Origin of the sequence: Marinibium conchae (genome assembly GCF_015595035.1) — a bacterium.
GTDB lineage: Bacteria > Pseudomonadota > Gammaproteobacteria > Enterobacterales > Alteromonadaceae > Glaciecola.
Genome location: NZ_JADNRN010000001.1, coordinates 448,159 through 469,663 on the forward strand (window position 1 = coordinate 448,159; position 21,505 = coordinate 469,663).

A 21,505-nucleotide genomic window follows, 5' to 3' on the forward strand; every position below is an offset into this window, starting at 1 on the left:
TTCACTGCTTGCGCGCTTCGCTGCTTTCATCGGTGCCTTGATCAGAACTTTGACCTGAGCCTTGCGACGCATCGGTATTAGCCTTCTCGCTAGCGTAGTCAATCGCATTGCCAGCTTCTTCGCGGTTGCCATAATAACTATAACCGTAATAGCCGTTACTGTCTGACTGACTCACCGACTTATTGATCACATAGCCAATCGCCATATCGGGGTTTAGACGATCAACCGCTTTTTTAACGTCAGCCAGTTTTGATCTTCCTTCTTCAACCACCACCACGGCCTGCCCAGCGAAATTGGCCAATATTGCCGATTCGTTGATACCAATAAGAGGGGGAGTGTCGATAATTACAATACGATCAGGGTATCGATTGGAAAACTCATCAATTAGGTCACTCATCGCTTCACTGGCGAGTAGCTCAGTAGATAAGTGATGCGAGCGTCCAGCGGGAATCAATCGAAGCTTGTTGAGATTAGTTCTAAACATAACTTCGCCAATTTCTTCTTTTTCGCCAAGCAAATATTCCATTAGACCACTGCGCTCATTTAAGCCCAAAGTTCGCAATGTGTTAGGTTTGAGCACATCGGCATCAACAAGCAATACGCGTTTGTCTTGTTCTGCAGCAATGCTTATTGCAAGGTTAACTGCAGTGAAGGTTTTACCTTCACTCGGGCGAGCACTAGTAACCATAATAATATTTGAATTATTAATTGTGCCTGAAAGTGCGCCAAAGGCATTCGCCAATAGTTTACGCTTGATTTCGCGGTACTCTTCATTTATCAGGCTTCGAGTACTGTTAGGCGATACAAAGCCTCGTTCTTCCAAACGTTCTAAATCAATTTCAAAGCGCTTGTCTGTGAACATTTCTGGCTTGTCAGGCTCAATAACAACTTTTCTGCGGGCTGAGCGGCGGTCGCCTTTGCCATTTCCATCAGCGCCACTAATATCGCGCTGCGCACGTTCGGCTTCTTGTTGGCGAAGCAATGCCTTTTCTATCGTATTGCTCATATCGGTAATCTACTCATTAAATCTACATTGAGAATGTCTAACATCACAAAGCCTGCGTATATAGCGAAAATTGAACCCGAAGACAGGGCAAAAACCGCTACTCTGAGTTTGTTTCGGCGCTTAATCCGTATAAGCTCCAAATGTGATACGGTGCCCCAAATCGGGAAACCAGTGAGATCAGCTAATTGCTGACCACGCACTAGTACTGGCGTTAGCATGCTCATCAAGAAAGCAAGGCCAATACCTACACCAAAACCAACAATTAATATGCCGGTATAAAACAAAATGCGCTTAGGTCCTGAGGGGCGCTCGGGTACCATGGGCGGGCGAAGTATCTCGAACTGGAGGTCGTCGGATGCTCGGTCAGCACGTTCAGTGACCCTAGCTGCCTCACGTCGAGATAAAAACTCCTCGTATTTTTCTTTTTTAATGTCGTAATCGCGATTCAGTGCAGTTCCCTCAGCTTCAACTTGAGGCACAAGGTCTATCTTTGATTGCAAAGAAGCGATTTTTTGTAAGGCGTCGTTCTCACGCACTTTTAACGAGGCCATTTGGCCTTCTAGGCGCGTAATTTCAAGGCGAAGTTGGCGATCAGACTCACTCATTAGGCTATTATCTTCACCAGTGTCTTGCGACTTGTAAGCGGCTATTTCTTTGTCACGCACTTCTTTTAAGGCTTCTAAGAGGTTGCTAGATTCGATCACGTCGGGGTGTTGATCGGTGAAGCGCAAGCGCAGTGAATCAAGGCGTTCTTCCAAGGCTAATATGCGGTCATCGTAGCGCGTTCGTAGCACTTGCTCATTTTCGTTTCGAACACCTAAACCATCCGACGCTTTTTTAGCTTTTCGAGTTTGCGCCTTCATCGCTTCAATTTGCTGAGCGGTTTCTTTCATGGTCAGGCGCGTTGTTTCAAGCTGTGTGCGCATGTCTTGTAAGTTAGCGTAGAAGGTGCCTTGAAGTGGCAAAATATCGCTATACTGACGCTTAAAATCAGCTAAGCGTTGCTCACTTTCGGCAAGCTGTGATTCATAGTCGGCTATTTGGTCATCGAGGAAGCGAGCAGTTGTTTCGCTATCAGAACGTGTATTTCCCAGAGCACCTTCAACAAATAAATCAAGGGTTTCTTGCACCACCGTGCGAGCCATTTCACGATCTTCGTTTTGATAGCTGATGGTGTATTCGTTACTACCCCTTGCGCTATTGAGTTTGATGTCTTCAGTAAGATCGTTAATTAACTGATTGTAAGCTTCATCGCCGATTGCGGTAACGTCTAAATCGGCTTCACGTGCAATCTTTTCGATGTTGTCTCGGCTTTTCAAAGTGGTCGCCATCATGCGCAACTCTTCGTCAGGATTTGAACCCATTACCATGTTACCTAGCAGAGGGCGCAACACTGAGCGAGTATCAACAAATACACGTGCATCCGACTCATACACATTGGGTAAGGTACTTACGTAAAAGAATCCTAATGGGCATATAAGCCAGGAGCACACCATAAGGTAACGCTTTTTTATCCAGATACCGCGGATAAAATCTAACACCATGTGAATGGTTTGTTCTAAATCTTGCATGAAATTTCTCTAGGTTAAGACTAAAACCAGGCTTCTGGAATAATCACAATATCGCCGGGGAGCATGTCGACATTTTCCCTAATGTCGCCGTCCTTAATTAAGTCTTCTACTTTTATTTCGAAGGTGGTCTGTTTGCCGTCAACTACGCGCACAAGCTTTGCGTTATTGCCACTAGCAAATTCTGTTAGCCCGCCAACCGCAATCATCAAGTCGAGCAAGGTCATGTTTTGTGTATAGTTTATTGCTTTCGGGTTTGTCGCTTCACCAATTACTCTCACCTGTTCACTGAAGGGGCCATTAAAGCGGCCAACGCTCACGGTAACGCGCGGGTTGTTGATATAAGTAGAAAGTTGCTCTTCTAATTGCCTAGCGAGCATGGTGGGCGTTCTGCCTGCGACTTCGATATCTTCGACTAATGACGTGGTAACTTTACCATCGGGGCGCACAACAAAATTGCCGGATATTTCTGGGTTCCGCCAAACGAAAATGGTTAAATTATCGCCAGGGCCAATTAAATATTGGTAATCGTTTACATTGCTGGTGAGTGAAGCTCGAGTGGTGGCTTCTGGCAATTTGTTTACGCTGCATGCGGAAATTACGAAGGTAGCAATAAGTAGTGCAGTGATACCTATTTGTCGCGCTTTTATCATCCCTAAAGTTCCTTCACAAGTATTACTAATTTGGCTCAAAATATGGATTCTTTCAGCATGTTTTCAACGAAAATTCGCGCTAGTTTATCATAAATAACAAATGAGTCATTTACCCGAGCGCTAAACCTACTATAATGCTGAGCGAAAGTTTATGAAGTTTAACTTAATTAGATTAATTATCATACGTCTAAAACAAGAGTTTTTTAAGATAGATCGTAAAGGGAAATATGGCTTCGTCCAACAAACGTCAAAACAAGCGCTCAACCGCATTAGTTCTCACCGAAGCTGTACTCATCTCCTATGTGAGTTACATCGCCAGCTTTGTGCTGGTTAGCCTTCAACTCATTCCAAAACCAAACAGCGAAGCACTCGTTCTCAACATTTTTCTGTTGGTGCTTGCTATTTTAGTATGCTCACTGTCTGTGGGCTTATATGAAACTAAGCTTCGCGAAACATTTCGAGGCATCATTCGACGTATATTTGTGAGCTTAGTTTTGAGCTATTTTGTCGTCGAAATCGTGACTACTGTGCTTCTTAGTGAACTCAACACACACCATTATTTCTTGCCGATGGCAGTGTGCTTCAACATTGTGACTATCGTTTTCTTCCGCTACTTCACCAACCGATTGGGATTGATGGGCCTAAGCAGCTCCAGAATATTGGTGCTTGGGGCTGGCATGAGAGCGTCCATCATCGAAAATAGAATGCGCCGCGACGTCGATCGACTAGGCTTCGAATTAGTTGGCTTTGTGCCTATTCCTGGCGATGACCGAGCTAACGGCGTGCAAAGAGAGAAAATCATTCACGTAAAAGTAGATGACGGTTTTAAACAGTTCTTGCTCGATAATGATATTGAAGAAGTCATTGTAGCTTGTGATCAGCGCCGAGGAACCTTGCCAGTGTCGGTATTGTTCGACTGCAGATTACGTGGCATTGAAGTAACTGACTTGCTCGATTTCATGGAAAGAGAGCGCGGACAAATAGTCGTCGATTTGATGTACCCAAGTTGGGTAATTTATTCAAATGGCTTTCACTCACAAAATTACCTGCGCGAATCTATCGACCATTTGTTGAATATTGTGCTGGCCGGTTTTGTCATGTTTTTTGTGTGGCCAATCATGCTTATCACCGCCATGGTTATCTACATCGACGACGGTTTCAGAACCGGTGCATCGGTATTTTATAAACAGGAACGCGTGGGCAAAGATGGCAAATTGTTTAACATACTTAAGTTTAGAAGTATGCGTCCCGATGCTGAAAAAGACGGTGCAAAGTGGGCAACTAAAAACGATAACCGAGTAACGTCTATCGGTAATTTCATCCGCAAATATCGTATAGATGAGTTACCGCAGTTGCTCAATGTCTTGAAAGGCGAAATGTCTTTTATCGGCCCTCGACCCGAGCGTCCGCAATTTGTGCAGCAACTTGTGAAAGAAGTGCCTTACTACAATCAAAGACATAACGTTAAGCCTGGCCTGGCTGGCTGGGCTCAACTTAATTACCCCTACGGTGCGAGCGTGAAAGATTCATTGGAAAAGCTGAAATTCGATTTGTATTACGTAAAGCATCAAAGCATGTTGCTCGATATCTTGATCCTCATCCGCACGGTTGAAGTTGTGATCTTCGGAAAGGGGCGCTAATCATGAGCGACACGCGCCTTAATGCCATGACGGTAGATGTTGAAGACTACTTTCATGTGTCTGCCTTTGAGTCGGTGATATCACCATCTGACTGGAGCAGTATCTCGCCTAGAGTTGGCGACAATACCCATCGCTTAATCGACTTGTTTAATGAACATAACATCAAAGCAACCTTTTTCACCCTTGGTTGGGTAGCTGAGCATTGCCCCGATGTTGTCAAGCGTATTGTAGATGAAGGTCATGAGCTTGGAAGCCATGGTTCGAACCATAAACGCACTACCTTGATGACGCGCGAAGAAGTCTTCGAAGATATTCGTATTAGTAAAGATAAGTTAGAACAGGCCTCGGGAAAAGCGCTCTTGGGTTATCGAGCGCCGAGCTTTTCGATTGATAAGAGCAATGAGTGGGTGTTCGATGTATTGGTTGAGTTAGGCTTTAAGTATTCGTCTAGCACCTATCCGATAGAGCACGATCTTTATGGTGTGCCAGACTGGCCACGGTTTAAGCATGTGCGAAAAGAAGGTATTGTTGAAATTCCGGTGCCTACTTTGAGAGCCAACGACAAAAATACCGGCATTGGCGGCGGCGGTTACTTTCGCCTATATCCATATTGGCTTTCAAAGCGCAGAATACAAAAATACATGCAAAGCACTAACGAAGCTTATAATTTTTACTTCCATCCTTGGGAAATTGATCCCCAGCAACCTCGCGTGGAAGGCGCTCCGTTTAAATCAAAACTTCGCCACTATGTGAATCTTCATGTAATGGAAAAGAAGCTCAAAATGCTCATGAGCGATTATAAATGGGGCTCGATGTACGATACTTACAAGGATGTAATTGATGGTAATGGTAGAAAGTAAGAGTAACACGAAGCTATGGGGCCTAGGCCTCGTTCTATTCTGCTTTTGGCTAGGCTTTAGTTTACAGGGCTTAGTATCGGCGGTTAAAATTTGGTATATCTCTGAAATATTCAATCACTGCTTTTTTGTGATTCCTGTTAGCATTTATCTTATTTGGGAAAAGCGCAACGAGGTTGATTGGTTAAACCGAAGCCTATCTTTTTACGCCTTACCACTTATAGTTCTGCAAGTACTGCTATACCTTGTTGGCATTGCAGGCGATATACAACTTTTCCAACATGCTGCACTTTTCGCTTTGCTACCCACCTTGATATGGTTTTATCTTGGCAACAAAATTACTTATCAATTAATTTTTCCTCTGTATTTTATGCTGTTTGCCATCCCCTTTGGTGAGGAGTTTATTCCCTTCCTACAAGAAATAACGGCTGATTTATCGGTTATCATGGTGTCGTGGACAGGCATTCCGCTTTATCGCTCTGGCCTTTTCCTTGAGATCCCACAAGGCCGATTCTTAGTTGCTGAAGCATGCTCAGGAGTAAGCTTTCTGATTGCTTCCGTGGTGTTAGGTAACTTATATAGCTATATGAATTTGAAGTTGAAACGTACGCGGATTTTCTTCGTGCTGTTGTCGATTCTATTTCCAATAATTGCGAATGCCATTCGAGTTTTTGGCATTATCGTTATCGGCTACGCTTCAGATATGGAACATGCTGTTGGCGCTGATCATTTGATTTACGGTTGGTTTTTCTTTGCTTTTGTGATTGTGTGCTTATTAGGTATCGGCGAGCTTGTAAGGCGGTTCGAGGCCAAACGCTTGCCTAGCAGTGCAACAGCACAAATACCCGCTACGGGGAATATCGACAACAATAGCCATGGTGAAAAATCGACGCTAACCATCGCGAAAATGTCGATAGTGTTGCTCATTTTGGTACTTGGCATTGTGAAAACGCAAGCATTGAATTCTGCGTCGCAAAACACGCCTCCTTATCCTATTTTCGATTTACCTATTAGCAGTGTTAGCGAAGGTAATAGGCTAGGTACTTGGCAACCCGAGTTTCAAAAGGCGAGCTATACCGAATTTAACACTGGCCTGATGAAAGGCATCGCCGAAGAACAGCAAATTGTGTATTTTTTAGCTTATTACGACGGTAGCGATGGCGAACTCATCAGCGCACAAAATAAGATATTTGGTGAGAAGCGATGGAGCTTAGCGGGTCGGCAAAAGGTGGGTTTGGACAGTGGAAATAGCGCGAACCAAATTACCTTGCGTTCTGGCAACGGTAGCCGAATTAAAGTGAACTATTTTTATGTTATTGATGGTTTACTATTCACCGACAACAAAAAAGCGAAACTGTATCAAGTATGGTTGAAGCTGCAAGGTAAACCCTATGACGGTGTGTTCTTTGCGATGTCTGGCGATAGCTCAGATGAAAAAAGTACATTGAAAGAGCTTGATATGGCAGCGACTGCATTAGTCAGCGCATTCAATCAGCGCAAATAGACTAACCAGCTACAACGATGCCTCACTTTTAATCGCTAAATGTTTGAACAGCTAACGCGTTTTAAGTACCTTGGCTGGGTTGCCACCCACTATACACCCATCTGCGACTGGCTTGGTAACTACTGAGCCTGCTGCTACTACGCAGTTTTTGCCTATGTCGGCCATGATTAAGGCACCATTTCCTACCCATGTGTTCTCGCCGATAGTCACTTTGGTGAATTCACCACCTTGGTCTCTTAATGGCGTGTTAGGGTCGTCGAAATTATGCTGTTTTGCGCCACTCATTATGTGTACAGCGCTTCCCAACAAACAATCGCGCTCGATGTTACACATACCAATGTTGCCTTGTGGGCCAATATAGACTCCGCTGGCGATAGATATTTGTTGTTGTGAAAATAGCGTACCAAAACCAACCACCGCATTCACGGCATAGCTTTCTAAAGTGAAGCGATAAAAGCCGCTCCTTAGATACACACCAAATTTACCAGGTACCAAACTCAAACTTTGACTCAATGAAGCTAACGCGTCTGATTTATTCATTATTACGCATAGCAAAAAGTAAAGAAGCGTGAAGGGCAAGGCTAAAAGGGCAAAAATGAAAAAGAACACTGCTTTTAGGGCGCTCTTCATAACTTGTGATCTCCGCTCAGCTGTTCAGTTAGTGGTTTTAACACTTCTGGCCATGCATAGTGATCTACTATCGTCTGCCTAGCCTTACCTCCTATTTCTTGTGCCATAGCCTGATCATTGAGCAATGCAATGCAGTGGGCAGTGAATTCCTTAGCATCTTTTGCTAGTAACACATCATCGCCATTTTTATGCACTATGCCTTCTATGCCGCGCTCTGTGCTCACCACTGGAATTTCGCAAGCCATGGCTTGCAATACTTTGTTTTGTACACCACGAGCTATTTGAAATGGCGCCACAAAAACGCTTGCAGCTTGAAAGTAGGGCATAATGTCGTCGACAAAGCCGGTTACCTTAATGTTGCCTTTACTGGTGAGTTTTTGAATTGCTGGGCTGGGGTTCATGCCCGCGATCACTAGCTCAGCCGATGGGAATGCATCGCTGACCTGTGACCAACAATTTTCTACAAACCACAGCACTGCATCGATGTTTGGTTTGTAATCCATGACACCAGTAAATAATAAGCTAGGCTGTTGGTGGTTAATCAGCTCGGGTTTGGCTTTAAATACGTCTGTGTTCATGCCATTGGCCAACACCCGAATGTTGCCGATGGCACTAACCTCGCTTTTGAATAGATCAACTTCGGCTTGCGCAATCAAATAGCATTCGCTCGATACATGGGCGGCTTCAACTTCTAGTGCTTTAATTAATTTGGCTTCTCGTTTGTAAACCATGGCCATTGGAAAGCCTGACTTGGCTTGATATTGCTGCCATTTGTTGGAGTCTACATCCATAAAATCGGTGAGGATATTGGCAGAATACCTTGCACTACCTTTGTTGCTAACATAGGGAATAAGTGATGAAGCAGAGACAAGAATTGTGTTTGGTGCAAAGTCTTTCACTTCTGCGTTTATTAACGCTGAAACAGCTGGTGAAACAAAGTTAGCCTCACTTAATGAGCGCCCAGTTAGCAGCGCCTTTGCAAAGCGCAGATATTTATTCGATAAAGCACAGGTTTGCACTTTTATGCCAAGTGCTTTCGTTAAGCCTATTGCATCGTTTTCATCGCTTGCTTGATGCAGCGGAGCAATCAGTGAAATGGAGTGGCCGAGTTCAACAAGATGCTCAAGTTGGTGGAAGGTGCGCAGTTTCTCGCCTTTATTGGGCGGATAAGGCACTCGATGCGCAATTACTAAAATTTTCAAATGCTATCTCGCTGTGGTTACAATCAATGTAGAGAGTTAACTTCCTGTTGCCATTGTACTACACAAATTGTAACTTACTAGTAGCGCAGTGATTGCGAATGACTGAACCGACAAGGAAAGTGCAAAAGCCATGCTTTTAGCCACGCAATAAAATGAAATCAATACTGGCAATAATCGCGTTTCTTATTATCTACGGGTCGCTTTACCCGTTTAGTATAGAAATAAAACCTGTTTCAGAAGCTGCACTCGCTGCATTGCTTAATTTTGATGTTAGGCAAACTGGCTTAACCGATCTTATCGCCAATATCGTTCTATTCGTGCCTATGGGCATGTTTATTCGCGGTGCTTTTCCTCGTGTTAACTCGGCTTTTCAGCTTGGCCTGCTGTTTATCGCTGTGTTTGCTTTTGCCTATGGCATTCAGGCTCTTCAATTGTTCACACTTGATAGAAAACCGTGGGGTGGCGACGCTATTTGGAATATGGTGGGCTATGTTATTGGTTTGCTTTTGCATTCCAGCTTGCGCTTCGAGTTTGTTGGCTCTTTTCAGAAGCTAGACAAGGTAAAGCAGATATCACTAATGTTAGCTTGCGCGATCATTTTGCTTGAATTAGCGCCATTTGCCCCCTCCATTGATTTTGATATTTTAAAGCAAAACATAAAATCGTTGTTGCAGAAGCCAAGCATTGACTGGTACTGGACTTTTGAGAATACGGTGTTCTGGTTGGTGGCCTTCTATCTCCTTCATGTGGCCTTGCCAGTGTGGGTAAATATGCGTCGATTGAGCATTGTTGCAGCTACGGTGCTCGCGGCCAAATTCTTTATTATTGCGAATAATATTAATTTGGCATCGTTGGTTGCGGTAATCATTGCTTTGTTAATTTGGTCGGTGTTTTGGCAGGTAATTAAGTCAAAAAACAAATCTGTATTGAATGCCTTAACCCTTGCCGTTCTATTGTTGGCTAGCATTATTGCCAATGGCTTATATCCCTTTGAAATTAGCGACAATATAACAGCATTTAAGTGGCTACCTTTTAGTGGCTCGATGAACGGTAATTTGCTACTAAATATCGTGGCTTTTGCGAAAAAATTGGTTTTCTATGGTGGCGCTATTTGGCTGTTGTATTTGCATTACAAGCACTTAATAAAAGCAATGTTAATCTGCGCTGCAGTGGTATTGTTTGCTGAATTGCTACAAATGCGAGTTGATAATTCAATTGCCGAAAGTACCGACATATTTTTGGCCGCCATGGTCGGTTTCGCGATCTTTAAATGGCTAAATGCTAAGACCTTAGCGCAAGTGACTGATACTGCTGATGTAAACGTGCAGCAACATACTAGCGAGCTAGGGGCGCTTAATGATGAAACACAAGCGCAAGCCCAAGCCTCGGCTCACGGTCCAGGGCAAATAGTGCCTAGTCGACTATCAAGCCATAAAAACTACATTGAAGGCTTGGACGGTTTGCGAGCGATCGCGGCTTTTGCAGTTTTTATGGTTCACTTTCAACAGTTTTCTGGGGTGGGTGGCAGCTTTGGGCCTATTGATTTCGAACGTTGGATGATTAACGGCAACACAGGTGTTGGTCTGTTTTTTATTCTCAGTGGGTTTTTGCTGTCTATGCCGTTTTGGCAGGCATTTAAAGATGAAAAGCGACCCAGCATTAAAGCTTACTTTATTAACCGTGCCGCGCGTATTATTCCTTTGTATTATGCCTGTTTGTTTGGCCTATTAGCATTAAAAGGTTTTAGTGGCCCCGATGCTGGTGTTAACAATATTTTTTCTCATCTGTTGTTTTTGCATAATCTAAAAGACTATCAGGTAATGAGTTTGAATCCGCCGTTTTGGACCTTAGCGGTTGAGTTTCAGTTTTACCTTTTGCTTCCTTTTATATTTTTAATATTGTTAAAACTAAAACGTGGTATTGCTGTAATTTTGTTAAGCCTTGCTATTCCCTTAATTTATATTGCTTATCGTGCGTTCATGCAAAAGATGGCTCTGCACTCAGAATGGCCCATTATTGTTCCCCTTATTTGGCCTTTGGGCATCGATATTCAATCGGCAGAAGGGCAATCGCTTACTTATTCTCTCTTTGCTCATCTGCCACACTTTTTGCTAGGTGTACTCAGTGCAAACTTCTTCACCAAAAGCAAAAGTAAGCTCGCCGAGCTCTCATTTTGGGGAAGCTGTTTATTCGTGTTTTTGATTTTGGCGACCAGCGCAGATGACGATTTTCAATGGGATTTTGGGCGTTATAATTTTCCTTTCATACCTATTTTGCTCGCCATTATGGTACTTTCGGTGGCAAAAACACGCCTAGCAAGTGCTATTCTTGAAACGTGGATACTGCGCTGGATGGGCCTACTGTCATACGGTATTTATTTATTTCATTACCCTATACAAAAAGCGGTAAAGCAAGTTATTGAGTTGGCCGGTGCTGATGTACAAAACCAGAGCATGCTCTTCTTTTTACTCAGCTTGATACTAACGTTGGTGGTGTCGTATGCCGCGTACAAACTCATTGAGCGCCCTGTTATTGCTCATTTCAAGCAGCAGCCCAACAAAGCCCTTGAAAAGCTTGTTAATGTGGAAAGTAACGAGCAAGTCACATCAACAGCAAAGCAAACACTGGCAGCAGACAACAGCGATAAAATAAGAAGAAAAACCATGAAACACAAACGTTTATCTCCAGCATTAGTGAGTATATGTGTTATTGCATTGCTCTCTGTAGTTGTTTATATCTCAGTATTTTCAAGGCCCGAAATAAAAGTTGAACAAGCCTATTGGGCGGGTTCAACCGCTAAACCGCTTATATTCGACCATCATACACACTCCACCCATTCTGACGGGTCCAAATCAATTGAAGAACTTGCCGAACTCGCTTATTTGGGAGGGTGTGACGCTTTCGCAATCACCGACCATACCGATGCATTAAAAAACTTCTCGTTGGAGAAATTGGCAGAAATAGAAAAAGTACGAGAAAAGTACCCTGTAATGAAAATTTTTGCAGGGCTAGAAGTGGGCATGCCTTCTTATTTCCAGCGCGAACACGTTAATGTGATCACTACGCCTAGCTTCGAAGATGATGTGATCAATGCCACTATGGCTGCGCTAACAAAAGTAGAAGAGCTTGAAAAACCCGAATGGGACTTGTCGGTACTTAATGCTATTCAAGCAGTGCCTAAGGCGAGCAGACACACTATCGCAATTTACAATCACCCAAGTCGAAAAGACTTGAATGAAAACGGTGATGAAAACTATTCTGATATTCAAATTTGGAATAAAGACTTTCAGCATATTAAAGCCGTTGCAGGTGCACCTGGCCATCAAAATAAGGTGGAAATAGGCTCGTATGAAACCAATATCAAAGCTATCGACCGTTGGGACCCGTTTGTTGCTGTAGTTGGTGGTACTTGGGATCGTTTGTTATCGGAAGGTATGCATATTTGGGGTGCCATTGCCTCTTCTGATTATCATAATGACAGTATGGATTTCCCACCTTGTGCCTTTTCTCGCATACACGTAAGTGTGCCATCGCATTCTTACGAAGGCATTATTCAAGGCCTAAAAGCCGGTACATTTTGGGCCGACCACGGCAAGATACTTGATGATTACCGTTTTTCTGTGAGTGCCGGCGAGTCAAAGCTTACAGCCTTTCACGGTGGCAGCTTGCAGCTAAATGGTGCCAAAGATGTGTTAGAAGTGAAGCTTCGAGTGAAAGTAGCAGAGCAATATCAAAACGAGTACTTCCGTAGCGACATTATCACGAACTGCGGTAGCGAGAGCGCTAAGGTAAATTCCAAACTACTGGCACCAAAGGAAGAAAGCATGAGCTTGTTACTTCCCATTAGTGCGTCAAGCCAAAAAAGCAAGCATTGCTATCTTCGTTCAAGAGTTTCTTTGGAGTCGAACGATGGCGATAGGTTAAGTGCATATTCAAATCCTATTTTTATCGAATTTTAATTGCAGTATAAGCCTAGCATTAGCTATTTAGTTATTGCATGGCTAAGCGCATGCGTTTATTCTTCACACATTACGCTCGCTGTGGCTTGAACGAGCTTGCAGTAACTTGCGAGAGCACCAAGGAAAGTGCTCTGTTTAGCTTTAAAGGCTAACGTAAAAAATATATTAGTCTTAAGGTTTTTTGAATGTGTGGAATAGCTGGCTTTCTTACCGAAAACGGTAGAGATTTAACAAAAGAACATTTGCTTGCGATGGGCGAGGCGATTGCGCATCGCGGGCCTGATGCCAGCGGTACCTACCTTGATGACACTATAGGTTTATGCCATAGGCGTTTAAGTATTCTGGATCTGTCGGAAGCGGGCAATCAGCCCATGTACTCAGACGATAGCAACATTGTTATTGTTTTTAATGGCGAAATTTATAATTTTTTAGAGTTGAGAGAGTCATTAATTAGCGAAGGTGTGAGCTTCCGCTCAAGTACTGACACCGAAGTCATTATTCGTCTTTACGAAAAGCTGGGAACACAGTGCTTATCGCTGCTAAACGGTATGTTTGCTTTTGCACTGTGGGATAAGCGCGACAACACGCTGTTTATAGCTCGCGACCGCTTAGGCAAAAAGCCCTTGTATTACTACTTGGAAAATGACACCGATAGCAGCGGTGAGGTATCGCGCTTTGCTTTTGCATCTGAAATAAAAGCATTACTAGCATTGCCTGATATTAAGAAAGAACTGCGACTCGATGCAGTACACGACTTTTTTGCCTATCAGTACATTCCCGACCCAAAAAGTATATTTCAGCACGTTCATAAACTGCCTCCAGCCCATTTCATGCTTGTTAAAAATAACAAGATTGAAATTGAAGAGTATTGGACCTTAAGCTTCGCCAATAAAACTACCGACTCTGAAAAAGAGTCAATCGATAAGCTCAGAGAACTCATTAAGCAATGCACAAAACGCAGAATGATAAGTGATGTGCCTCTAGGTGCCTTCTTAAGCGGTGGTGTTGACTCAAGCGGCGTTGTTGCCACTATGGCTGGTTTGTCGGAAACCCCTATAAAAACCTGCACAATTGCCTTCGACAATAAAAAATATAATGAAGCTCAATTTGCAGAAGCGGTAGCCAAACAATATAACACCGAGCACCATGAACTGATGGTGCATCAAAATGTGGCAGATGCACTAGAAAATATCGTGAGTTATTTTGATGAACCCTTTGCCGACCCATCGCTCGTACCGACGTTTTTCGTGTCGGAGCTAGCAAGGCAAGAGGTAACGGTAACCATTGCAGGTGATGGCGGTGATGAGGTTTTTGCAGGCTACGAAAAGTATGCTGTAGACGATGTTGAAAACAAACTTCGAGCAAAATTCCCCGAGTGGATGCGAACGCAGTTGTTCCCACCACTTGCTACTTTTTGCAATAAAGTGAGAGTAGGGCCATTCAAAAAGGCGGCTAGCCTGCTAACAAGCTTAAGTGTGAGCCCAGCAATGGGTTTTTATATTACCAACAGCTTTATAACTGACCGTGAGTGGCAGTCATTGGTAAATACAAAGACTAATGAGGCCTTAGCCAGCTATCACCCGTCTAGCTTAACACTTGATAAGTACAACGAAGCAGATGCCAGCGACCATTTGGGTAAAATTTTATATACCGATATGAAAACCTATCTTACAGGCGGTATTTTGGTGAAGGTTGACCGAATGAGTATGGCAAATTCACTTGAGGTGAGGGCACCTATATTAGACAAAGAAGTGATTGAGTTTTCAGCGACACTGCAGTCTGACATGAAATATAGAGGCAAAGAGAAAAAATACATTCTAAAAGAAGCGTTTAAGCCTTACTTAAGTGACGATATTTTGTATCGCAAAAAAATGGGTTTTTCTGTTCCCCTTGCACAATGGTTCCGCGAGGAAATTAAGGATATTGCCGAACGTTATTTGATCAACGACGTAAAAGGTTTGGGTGAAATATTCGACATTAGTGAAGTGAAACGCTTGTGGAATGAGCACCAGACAGATAAAGGTGATCACAGCACGGTGCTTTGGTCGATGCTTATGTTCGAAATGTGGTGGCATAGGTACATGAACTAGTATGATAAAAACAAAAGTACTTCATGTAACCTACGACATGCGCATAGGCGGCACCGAAATGGTGATTAAGAACATTATTGAAGGTTCGGACACTACCAAACTCGACATGCAAATATTTTGCATTGAAGAGCCGCTGGGGCCTTGGGGGGAAGAATTACAACAAAACGGTATTCCCATTCACTCACAAAATAGAAAAGATGGATTTGATACATCGCTTATCGGCGCTATTCGCAAAGTAGTTAAAGAGCAAAATATTGATGTATTGCATTGCCATCAATACACGCCTTGGGTTTACGGTGTGCTTGCTGCTATTGGTTTGAAAGCTAAAGTGATTTTTACAGAGCATGGGCGTTTTTACCCTGATTCAAGTTCTTGGAAACGACGCTTTATAAATCCCGTCTTGGCTTTCTTTACTGCCCATATCACCGCAATATCCAAAGCCACAAAACAAGCTCTGGTTGATTTTGAGTTTTTGAAAGAAAAGAACATAGAAGTAATTTACAACGGTATTGAGCCCTTACCAAAAGCTTCGCCTGAAGCATTGAAAACGCTACGAAGCTCCTTAAAGATCCCTGATGAGGATATGATCCTTGGCACCGTTGCGCGTCTTGATCCCATTAAAAATCAAAAAATGATGATTGATGCGTTTAGCGAGGTATTGAAAGAGCAGCCGAACACTAGCTTGATCATCGTTGGTGATGGTGAGCTAATGGACGCACTTCAGAGCCAAGTAAAAGAGCTAGGTATTACGGACAAAGTCATTTTTACAGGCTACATAACAAAGCCAGGCAAGCATATTCAGTTGTTTGATATATTTTTGTTGTCGTCTTTGAGTGAGGGGACATCAATGACCTTACTTGAGGCCATGTCGGTTGGTGTGCCTTGTGTCGTCACAGACGCTGGTGGGAATGGGGAGGTTGTTTGTGATTCAGTAAGTGGTGTTGTTGTAAGTAATGACTCAAAACTGGCGTTTTCTGACGCGGTCACTACGGTTCTGTCTAACGTTGAATTAAGAGAGAGTTTTTCAACTAAATCAACGAGCAGATTTGAAGAGTTTTTCTTTGTTAGAGTTATGACAAAAACGTACGAAACTATTTTCCGACCACAAAATTCGACTTTGAATAGTTAAGGTAAAGTCTATCAATGTTAAGTGCGCTAATTTTTGTATCGACTTTTCTCTACACAATATTTATGGCTTTTCGGCAAGGCTCAGTTTACATATTCGTGTTATATCAGGCTTATTATTTTTTCAACCCTCCTACTAAATGGTGGTCGGCATACATTCCTGATTTGCGCTATTCATTTTATATTGTTTTGTCTTTATTGTTAATTACGCTGCTGAAATGGTCGAGTTTGTCTGAAAATAAAATAAGTAAGATTCCACAGTTTAGATTTATGGTTTTCACTGCTTTTCTCTATTTTTGCGCACAGTTCTACGCAGTCTTTCCCGATACACATATGATTGCACTTGATGCTCTTATCACAGTGACAATACTCGTGTTGGTAGTGTTTAAACAGGTTAATACCACAAAGCATCTTGACATTATTATGAAAGGCTACGTAATTTTTTCGGGCTACATGGGCTACTACATTTCTCAGTTTGGAAGGGTTAAAAATGGTAGGTTTGAAGGGGCAGGTATGGTTGATGCCCCTGATGCAAATGGTATCGGAGCAGCCATAGCGCCGGCAATAATCATAGCTTTATATTATTTTTGGAGTCGACCAAATATACTGTCCCGCGCGTTATATGGAGTTGTGGGTATTTATCTTGGAAACGCGTTGGTGCAACTTGGTAGCAGAGGCGCTTTCTTAGGGCTCGTGATTGGGGGAGGAATATTTTTAGTATTTTTATTCTTTACTAAAGCAAGAAAAAAACATCAACGCAAAGGTGTAATCGCGCTCGTTGTAGCCGCTATTTTGGGTTTAATTATTGTCACTGATTCAGCTTTTTGGAGCCGAATGTCAACTATAAAAACTCAAGACATAGAAAGTGCTCAGCAAAAAGAGTCAGGGTCCACGCGTGTTTATTTTTGGCTTGCTGCTATAGATATGGCAAAAGATCACCCCTTTGGTGGCGGCGCTTCAGCGTTTATATATTACGCAAATCAATATATTCCTAGTAATGTCGACACAGGGAAAAGTAGAAACCGTGCGGTACATTCAACTTGGTTTGAGGTATTAACCGAGATAGGATACCTGGGCTTAATGTCGTTTGTTGGTATGTTGTATTATAGTTTTATTACTTTGAAGCGAAGTGCTAGATGTTTATCGGCCTCTAATAGGCCTGACGAGTTAGCCCGCGTTATTGCAATTGGAGCTGGATTATTGTGCTTTATCGTGAGTATGACTTTTTTAAATCGATTTAGAGCCGAAATACTGTATTGGTTCGTTTTGTTCACTGCAGTTGTTTACAATCTTTACGTACTAAAAAACTCAAATGAAGATTTATCAAAATGATGAATAGGGAAGTTTTCTAGTGTATTTGAGTTACTTTGAATTGAGATTATTATGAGTGCGTTAAAAAAAGGCATCCTAAGCAGTGTTATTTTAGTTGGGGAGTCTCTTCTTAACAAACTGGTAGGTCTAGTTAGTACATTAATTTTAGCTAGAGTTCTGTTACCTGAGGACTTTGGTATTGTTGCTGTCGGGACGTTATTCATTGGCTTCTTCGAAGTGATCTCTAGTATAGGCGCTTCGCAGTATCTTCTCCGAGAAAAAAAGATAACAGATCAAGATGTAAATACCGCTTTTTCTATTAATTTTCTACTACGTACAATTCTGACGTTGATTGTTGTTGGATTATCTTTTGTTATCAATGGGGTTTTCGAAGACGATAGGATTCAAGGCGTTGTTTTAGGTCTAGCAATAATTTTCTTGAGTGAGTCTTTTCAAAATCCTGGGATCATTTATCTGAAAAGAAATCAAGAGTATGCAAAGATAGTAAAAGTAACGCTTTCTGGGAAGGTTTTAGCTGTAATTAGTGCAGTGTCAATAGCTCTGTTGTACCAAAGTTATTGGGCACTCGTCATAGGTCATGCCATCAATAGACTGAGTATGCTGGTGGGATACTATTTGATTTACCCTTACCTACCAAAGTTTGAGTTGGTTAAAGCAAAAAAGCAGTGGATGTTTTCAATTTGGATGTTGCCTCAATCCATTTTGGGCTTTTTTAGAACTCAGCTTGATACATTTCTAACGGCCACATACTTTGGTCAAGCTCAGTTGGGTTCCTATCACACAATGAAGTATATTGCGTTTATACCTACGTCACACCTTATGATTCCATTGACTCAACCACTTCTAGTCGAATTACGAAAAGCTTCATCAAATGTAAAAGAATTTTCAAAAATATTTAATGCTTCGTTCATTCTGGCACTTATTGTTGCTGCCCCATTATCATTTTTTGTCTTAGTTTTTCATGAATTAACAACTCAAGTGTTGCTTGGAGAAAATTGGTTGGAGTTTTCTGAGTTGATGGGGGTTTTCTGCGTTTTAGTTACAACTACCGTGTTAAGCCTTCAATGCTCGAAAACGCTTATCGTCTTTGATAAACCCAATCATCTTTTGATTTATGAGGTCGTTTCGTTCGTTGTTATATATACCATTCTAATATTTTCGGGTTTCGATAACATAATTGAATTTGCGAAAATTCGAATATGGCTTGAGGTTCTCACTATTTTCATGTTGCTCGTCTATGTATCTCTCCGTTATACAAGCATAATTCACTTTGGTAAGCTCATAAGTGCCATGTTCGCGATAGGTTTCTGTGCGTGGTGTTCTGTGGCAGTGGTCGACTTTTTTGGTGTAGCTAATTACACTAGTAATGCATTCATAAATTTATGTCTAAGTTCTCTATCGGTATCTATATTATATGGCTTACAGTTAGTACTTGGATATTTGCTCGTATTCAAATCGTACGAGGAGTGTTTCTACCTAAAATCACTTTTTAATAGGGCCATTCAACCTATTTCTAATAGATTGTTTAAAGCCTAGTAGGGCTATTGTCAGGTTCTACTATAACTTTGATAAGGTTTTATCGAGGATTTCATTCGCGATATTCTTTTGTTGTTTCGATAATTCCAATAGTCCTTTTTTGCAATTATAGCTTGAAATCTCTATGTTGGCCTCATCAGTCACATCCTGCAGGACGAAGCCTGCACCAATAGTTTCATACAGAGATTTAATTTTTTTGTGCAATCGTATATCGGTAAGTGCAACGTGGGGAATACCAGATATCAAGGCTGGTAGCAGCACATGTAATCTATTGGAGATGACTAATGAAGATTTAGAGATAATCTCATTTATTTCCTTCAAATCTAGCATGTCTTCAACGTTAACTACTTCGATACCTTGAAGGCCGGATAACGAGTTGAAGATCTCTAAAGAAGTTTCTTTATCTTCAACTACTTGATAACCTATTACGACCTTTCGAAAAGAAGAATTTTCTAAAAAACTAGTTATTTTACTCGTGATCTTTTGTAAATAATCTGAGCTTGTTTCTGCATCGGGAAACTTCGACCTAAATGATAAAAAACAAATATCGTTGTCAGCAGGATTGAGATTTGTTTCCACTATGTCAGTCGACAAAAAAGCGAGGTCAGGGAAATACTTCATTGATGACGAGTTGCACATTTTGACTGATTCGTTGTCTCGCAAACCATAGAGTTCATACATTTTTGACTTAAATCTTTCAACACTTAGTTTAAATGAAGGTATTGGTCCAAAGGATGTACCCACACGCAAGAATCTGACACGAAGCACGTAACGAAGAAAAGCTGTTTTGATGCATTGCAAAAAGCCTGAAATATATTCAGGTTGGCTCTCCAAACTATGTCCAGGAATACCTACCTTGAAAACTCTATTTTTAAATATATTGTCTAAAACGCACCCTAAAAAGCTATGGATTTGTTCTTCGTCATTTAAGTGTAGCTCCTTCAAAAATGAAGCCGGTAAATGAGATGAAACGACTTTTACTTTTCCATATTTTTTGAGTGTATTTATTAACGCTTTATTTATGAGAAGATCGCCGTTATTACCAAAAGCAGTTACTATATCGAATATAAATATGTTTTCTTTGTTCACTTTAAGTCTTGCTAATTAATATGTGCTTGAGTGTATGATAACATCAAAGGAGTCAAACAAAAGTTTTGTCGTGACTTTTATGCGTTGCTTATTTTGTAAATAGTAGGATCTCATCAATATATGAAAATAGGACAATAGTCTCAATGAAGAAAGAGCTAAAAGTAGGGGTTACAGAGCTACATGGTATAGCACAAGAGTCTGTAAAATCTCCTCCGGAAGGAATTAGTTACCAGAAATTAGAGCCTAAGGATGTTTGGAGTAATCATATATTCAGAAGCCCTGCTAAAGGTGTATTGAATCGTTATATTGACGACGACGTCGATTTTGTTGAGGCGCCATTGTTTCCTATTCTTACGTCGAAGCCATGGATATATACACCAGCAGATACCGCTAGTGCTATGGCATTTAATATTTTTGGAGTTCCAACCCCAAGGATATTTAGAGCCTTAATATTGCGTTATTTGTTTTCTCGCAAAAATTTTTTGGGCTTGTTCTTTAAAAGTGAGGCAGGGTTGAAGACATTGGATGAGTACCCATTATTAAAGTCAAAAAAAATAAGAGCCGATGTATTATATCCAGCAGTACAAGAATACTCTCGTTCAAATGGTTCACAGAGACGAGATGCTTCCACAATTAATTTAATATTCGTCGGAGAATTTTTCCGTAAAGGTGGGAAAGAAGTTATCGATGCGTTTGTTGAGCTTAAGCAAAAATATCCTAACATCTCTCTAAGTATATGTGCTGATCGTGACAAACATTTTCAATCAGAGCTTTATAAAGAAAAATATTTGGAGATCATAGATAGCGACGAAAATATCAACCTCCAATTTGTTACCAGAGAAGAATTATTCGATGAGCATTTTGAAAATGCTGACATATTCTTATGTCCTACATTTCAAGAGAGTTTCGGTTATGCCATCTTAGAAGCCATGGCAAAAGGGTTGCCAATAATCGCAAGCGACGTATTTGCCATTCCTGAAATGATTGAAAACAATGTGACAGGCCTTCTTTTACCGCTTAACGACCAAGCTTATATTAAAAGTTTAACGGGTTACTGTATTGATGAAATTCCAGCGGATTTTTCTGACTTTCTTAAGTCAAAGCTAATCGATTCTATTTCATTATTGGTAGATGATGAACAGTTAAGACAAAATCTGGGTAGCAATGCACGAAAAAAGGCGTCAGAGAAATTTTCGTTTAAGATTCGAAACGATTTCCTCAGTACAATTTATCGCAAGGATGAGACGTGAGTTAGGGACATATTTCAGCTATAAAGATATGCAGAGAAACTGTTTGGGTAGTTCAATTAGATAA

At 41.6% G+C, this 21,505-nt stretch carries 15 protein-coding genes; 9 read left to right on the plus strand and 6 right to left on the minus strand.

The genetic code is table 11. The annotated features are described in order from the left end of the window. Position 1: 1 nt before the first annotated feature. Genes ISG33_RS01865 through ISG33_RS01875 form a run of 3 tightly spaced genes read right to left on the minus strand, consistent with a single transcriptional unit; the run spans position 2 to position 3,227 of the window. On the minus strand, positions 2-1,006 hold the full coding sequence (locus tag ISG33_RS01865) for an XrtA-associated tyrosine autokinase (protein WP_195731867.1): 1,005 nt from the start codon (positions 1,004-1,006) through the stop codon (positions 2-4). After that, positions 1,003-2,577 carry an XrtA system polysaccharide chain length determinant gene (locus tag ISG33_RS01870; protein ID WP_195731868.1) on the minus strand — a complete coding sequence of 525 codons (1,575 nt, stop codon included), beginning with the start codon at positions 2,575-2,577 and terminating at the stop codon, positions 1,003-1,005. Before ISG33_RS01870 ends, ISG33_RS01865 begins: the two co-directional genes overlap by 4 nt. A gap of 20 nt (positions 2,578-2,597) precedes the next feature. Next, the gene (locus ISG33_RS01875; RefSeq protein WP_195731869.1) at positions 2,598-3,227 is read right to left on the minus strand and encodes an XrtA/PEP-CTERM system exopolysaccharide export protein; all 630 of its coding nucleotides are present in this window, start codon (positions 3,225-3,227) and stop codon (positions 2,598-2,600) included. A gap of 227 nt (positions 3,228-3,454) precedes the next feature. Between ISG33_RS01875 and ISG33_RS01880 the strand changes: the two genes are divergently transcribed. From ISG33_RS01880 to xrtA, 3 genes are read left to right on the plus strand one after another with little or no spacing between them, the layout of a single operon-like run. Next, positions 3,455-4,867 carry a TIGR03013 family XrtA/PEP-CTERM system glycosyltransferase gene (locus ISG33_RS01880; RefSeq protein WP_195731870.1) on the plus strand — a complete coding sequence of 471 codons (1,413 nt, stop codon included), beginning with the start codon at positions 3,455-3,457 and terminating at the stop codon, positions 4,865-4,867. Between the two features lie 2 nt (positions 4,868-4,869). Continuing rightward, positions 4,870-5,727 carry an XrtA system polysaccharide deacetylase gene (locus tag ISG33_RS01885; RefSeq protein ID WP_195731871.1) on the plus strand — a complete coding sequence of 286 codons (858 nt, stop codon included), beginning with the start codon at positions 4,870-4,872 and terminating at the stop codon, positions 5,725-5,727. Then, on the plus strand, positions 5,708-7,228 hold the full coding sequence (gene xrtA / locus ISG33_RS01890; RefSeq protein WP_195731872.1) for an exosortase A: 1,521 nt from the start codon (positions 5,708-5,710) through the stop codon (positions 7,226-7,228). Before ISG33_RS01885 ends, xrtA begins: the two co-directional genes overlap by 20 nt. A gap of 51 nt (positions 7,229-7,279) precedes the next feature. Here the strand turns inward: xrtA and ISG33_RS01895 are convergent, their stop codons facing one another. Next, positions 7,280-7,768 (minus strand): acyltransferase, encoded by a 489-nt coding sequence (locus ISG33_RS01895; protein WP_370545290.1) that lies wholly within the window; start codon positions 7,766-7,768, stop codon positions 7,280-7,282. Positions 7,769-7,854: 86 nt separating this feature from the next. Beyond that, positions 7,855-9,060 carry a TIGR03087 family PEP-CTERM/XrtA system glycosyltransferase gene (locus tag ISG33_RS01900; protein ID WP_195731874.1) on the minus strand — a complete coding sequence of 402 codons (1,206 nt, stop codon included), beginning with the start codon at positions 9,058-9,060 and terminating at the stop codon, positions 7,855-7,857. Between the two features lie 152 nt (positions 9,061-9,212). On the opposite strand from ISG33_RS01900, the gene ISG33_RS01905 reads away from it, so the two are divergent. The 5 genes from ISG33_RS01905 to ISG33_RS01925 all read left to right on the plus strand — a co-directional run bounded on the left by ISG33_RS01905 (position 9,213) and on the right by ISG33_RS01925 (position 19,102). After that, a complete protein-coding gene (locus tag ISG33_RS01905; RefSeq protein WP_195731875.1) occupies positions 9,213-13,019 on the plus strand; it encodes an acyltransferase family protein in 3,807 nt (1,268 codons plus the stop codon). A 185-nt stretch (positions 13,020-13,204) separates the two neighbouring features. Then, complete coding sequence (gene asnB / locus ISG33_RS01910; protein WP_195731876.1) at positions 13,205-15,109, plus strand: asparagine synthase (glutamine-hydrolyzing); 1,905 nt, start codon at positions 13,205-13,207, stop codon at positions 15,107-15,109. 1 nt (position 15,110) lies between these two features. Further along, positions 15,111-16,238: a glycosyltransferase gene (locus tag ISG33_RS01915; protein WP_195731877.1), complete on the plus strand. Its 1,128-nt coding sequence runs from the start codon at positions 15,111-15,113 to the stop codon at positions 16,236-16,238. A 14-nt stretch (positions 16,239-16,252) separates the two neighbouring features. Next, entirely contained in the window at positions 16,253-17,566 is a 1,314-nt protein-coding gene (locus ISG33_RS01920; protein WP_195731878.1) for an O-antigen ligase family protein, read from the plus strand. A gap of 51 nt (positions 17,567-17,617) precedes the next feature. Further along, positions 17,618-19,102, plus strand: a complete 1,485-nt coding sequence (locus ISG33_RS01925) for an oligosaccharide flippase family protein (RefSeq protein WP_195731879.1) — start codon at positions 17,618-17,620, stop codon at positions 19,100-19,102. Positions 19,103-19,123: 21 nt separating this feature from the next. On the opposite strand, the gene ISG33_RS01930 is transcribed toward ISG33_RS01925, so the two are convergent. Further along, positions 19,124-20,191 carry a polysaccharide pyruvyl transferase family protein gene (locus ISG33_RS01930; protein WP_195731880.1) on the minus strand — a complete coding sequence of 356 codons (1,068 nt, stop codon included), beginning with the start codon at positions 20,189-20,191 and terminating at the stop codon, positions 19,124-19,126. 143 nt (positions 20,192-20,334) lie between these two features. On the opposite strand from ISG33_RS01930, the gene ISG33_RS01935 reads away from it, so the two are divergent. Further along, positions 20,335-21,441 (plus strand): glycosyltransferase family 4 protein, encoded by a 1,107-nt coding sequence (locus tag ISG33_RS01935; protein WP_195731881.1) that lies wholly within the window; start codon positions 20,335-20,337, stop codon positions 21,439-21,441. Positions 21,442-21,505: the final 64 nt, after the last annotated feature.

Bases quoted from the DNA above. Each gene is read 5' to 3' on its own strand.
- ISG33_RS01865 (WP_195731867.1), bottom strand. From the start codon at position 1,006: ATGAGCAATACGATAGAAAAGGCATTGCTTCGCCAACAAGAAGCCGAA.
- ISG33_RS01870 (WP_195731868.1), bottom strand. From the start codon at position 2,577: ATGCAAGATTTAGAACAAACCATTCACATGGTGTTAGATTTTATCCGC.
- ISG33_RS01875 (WP_195731869.1), bottom strand. From the start codon at position 3,227: ATGATAAAAGCGCGACAAATAGGTATCACTGCACTACTTATTGCTACC.
- ISG33_RS01880 (WP_195731870.1), top strand. From the start codon at position 3,455: ATGGCTTCGTCCAACAAACGTCAAAACAAGCGCTCAACCGCATTAGTT.
- ISG33_RS01885 (WP_195731871.1), top strand. From the start codon at position 4,870: ATGAGCGACACGCGCCTTAATGCCATGACGGTAGATGTTGAAGACTAC.
- xrtA (WP_195731872.1), top strand. From the start codon at position 5,708: ATGGTAATGGTAGAAAGTAAGAGTAACACGAAGCTATGGGGCCTAGGC.
- ISG33_RS01895 (WP_370545290.1), bottom strand. From the start codon at position 7,768: ATGAATAAATCAGACGCGTTAGCTTCATTGAGTCAAAGTTTGAGTTTG.
- ISG33_RS01905 (WP_195731875.1), top strand. From the start codon at position 9,213: ATGAAATCAATACTGGCAATAATCGCGTTTCTTATTATCTACGGGTCG.
- asnB (WP_195731876.1), top strand. From the start codon at position 13,205: ATGTGTGGAATAGCTGGCTTTCTTACCGAAAACGGTAGAGATTTAACA.
- ISG33_RS01915 (WP_195731877.1), top strand. From the start codon at position 15,111: ATGATAAAAACAAAAGTACTTCATGTAACCTACGACATGCGCATAGGC.
- ISG33_RS01920 (WP_195731878.1), top strand. From the start codon at position 16,253: ATGTTAAGTGCGCTAATTTTTGTATCGACTTTTCTCTACACAATATTT.
- ISG33_RS01925 (WP_195731879.1), top strand. From the start codon at position 17,618: ATGAGTGCGTTAAAAAAAGGCATCCTAAGCAGTGTTATTTTAGTTGGG.
- ISG33_RS01935 (WP_195731881.1), top strand. From the start codon at position 20,335: ATGAAGAAAGAGCTAAAAGTAGGGGTTACAGAGCTACATGGTATAGCA.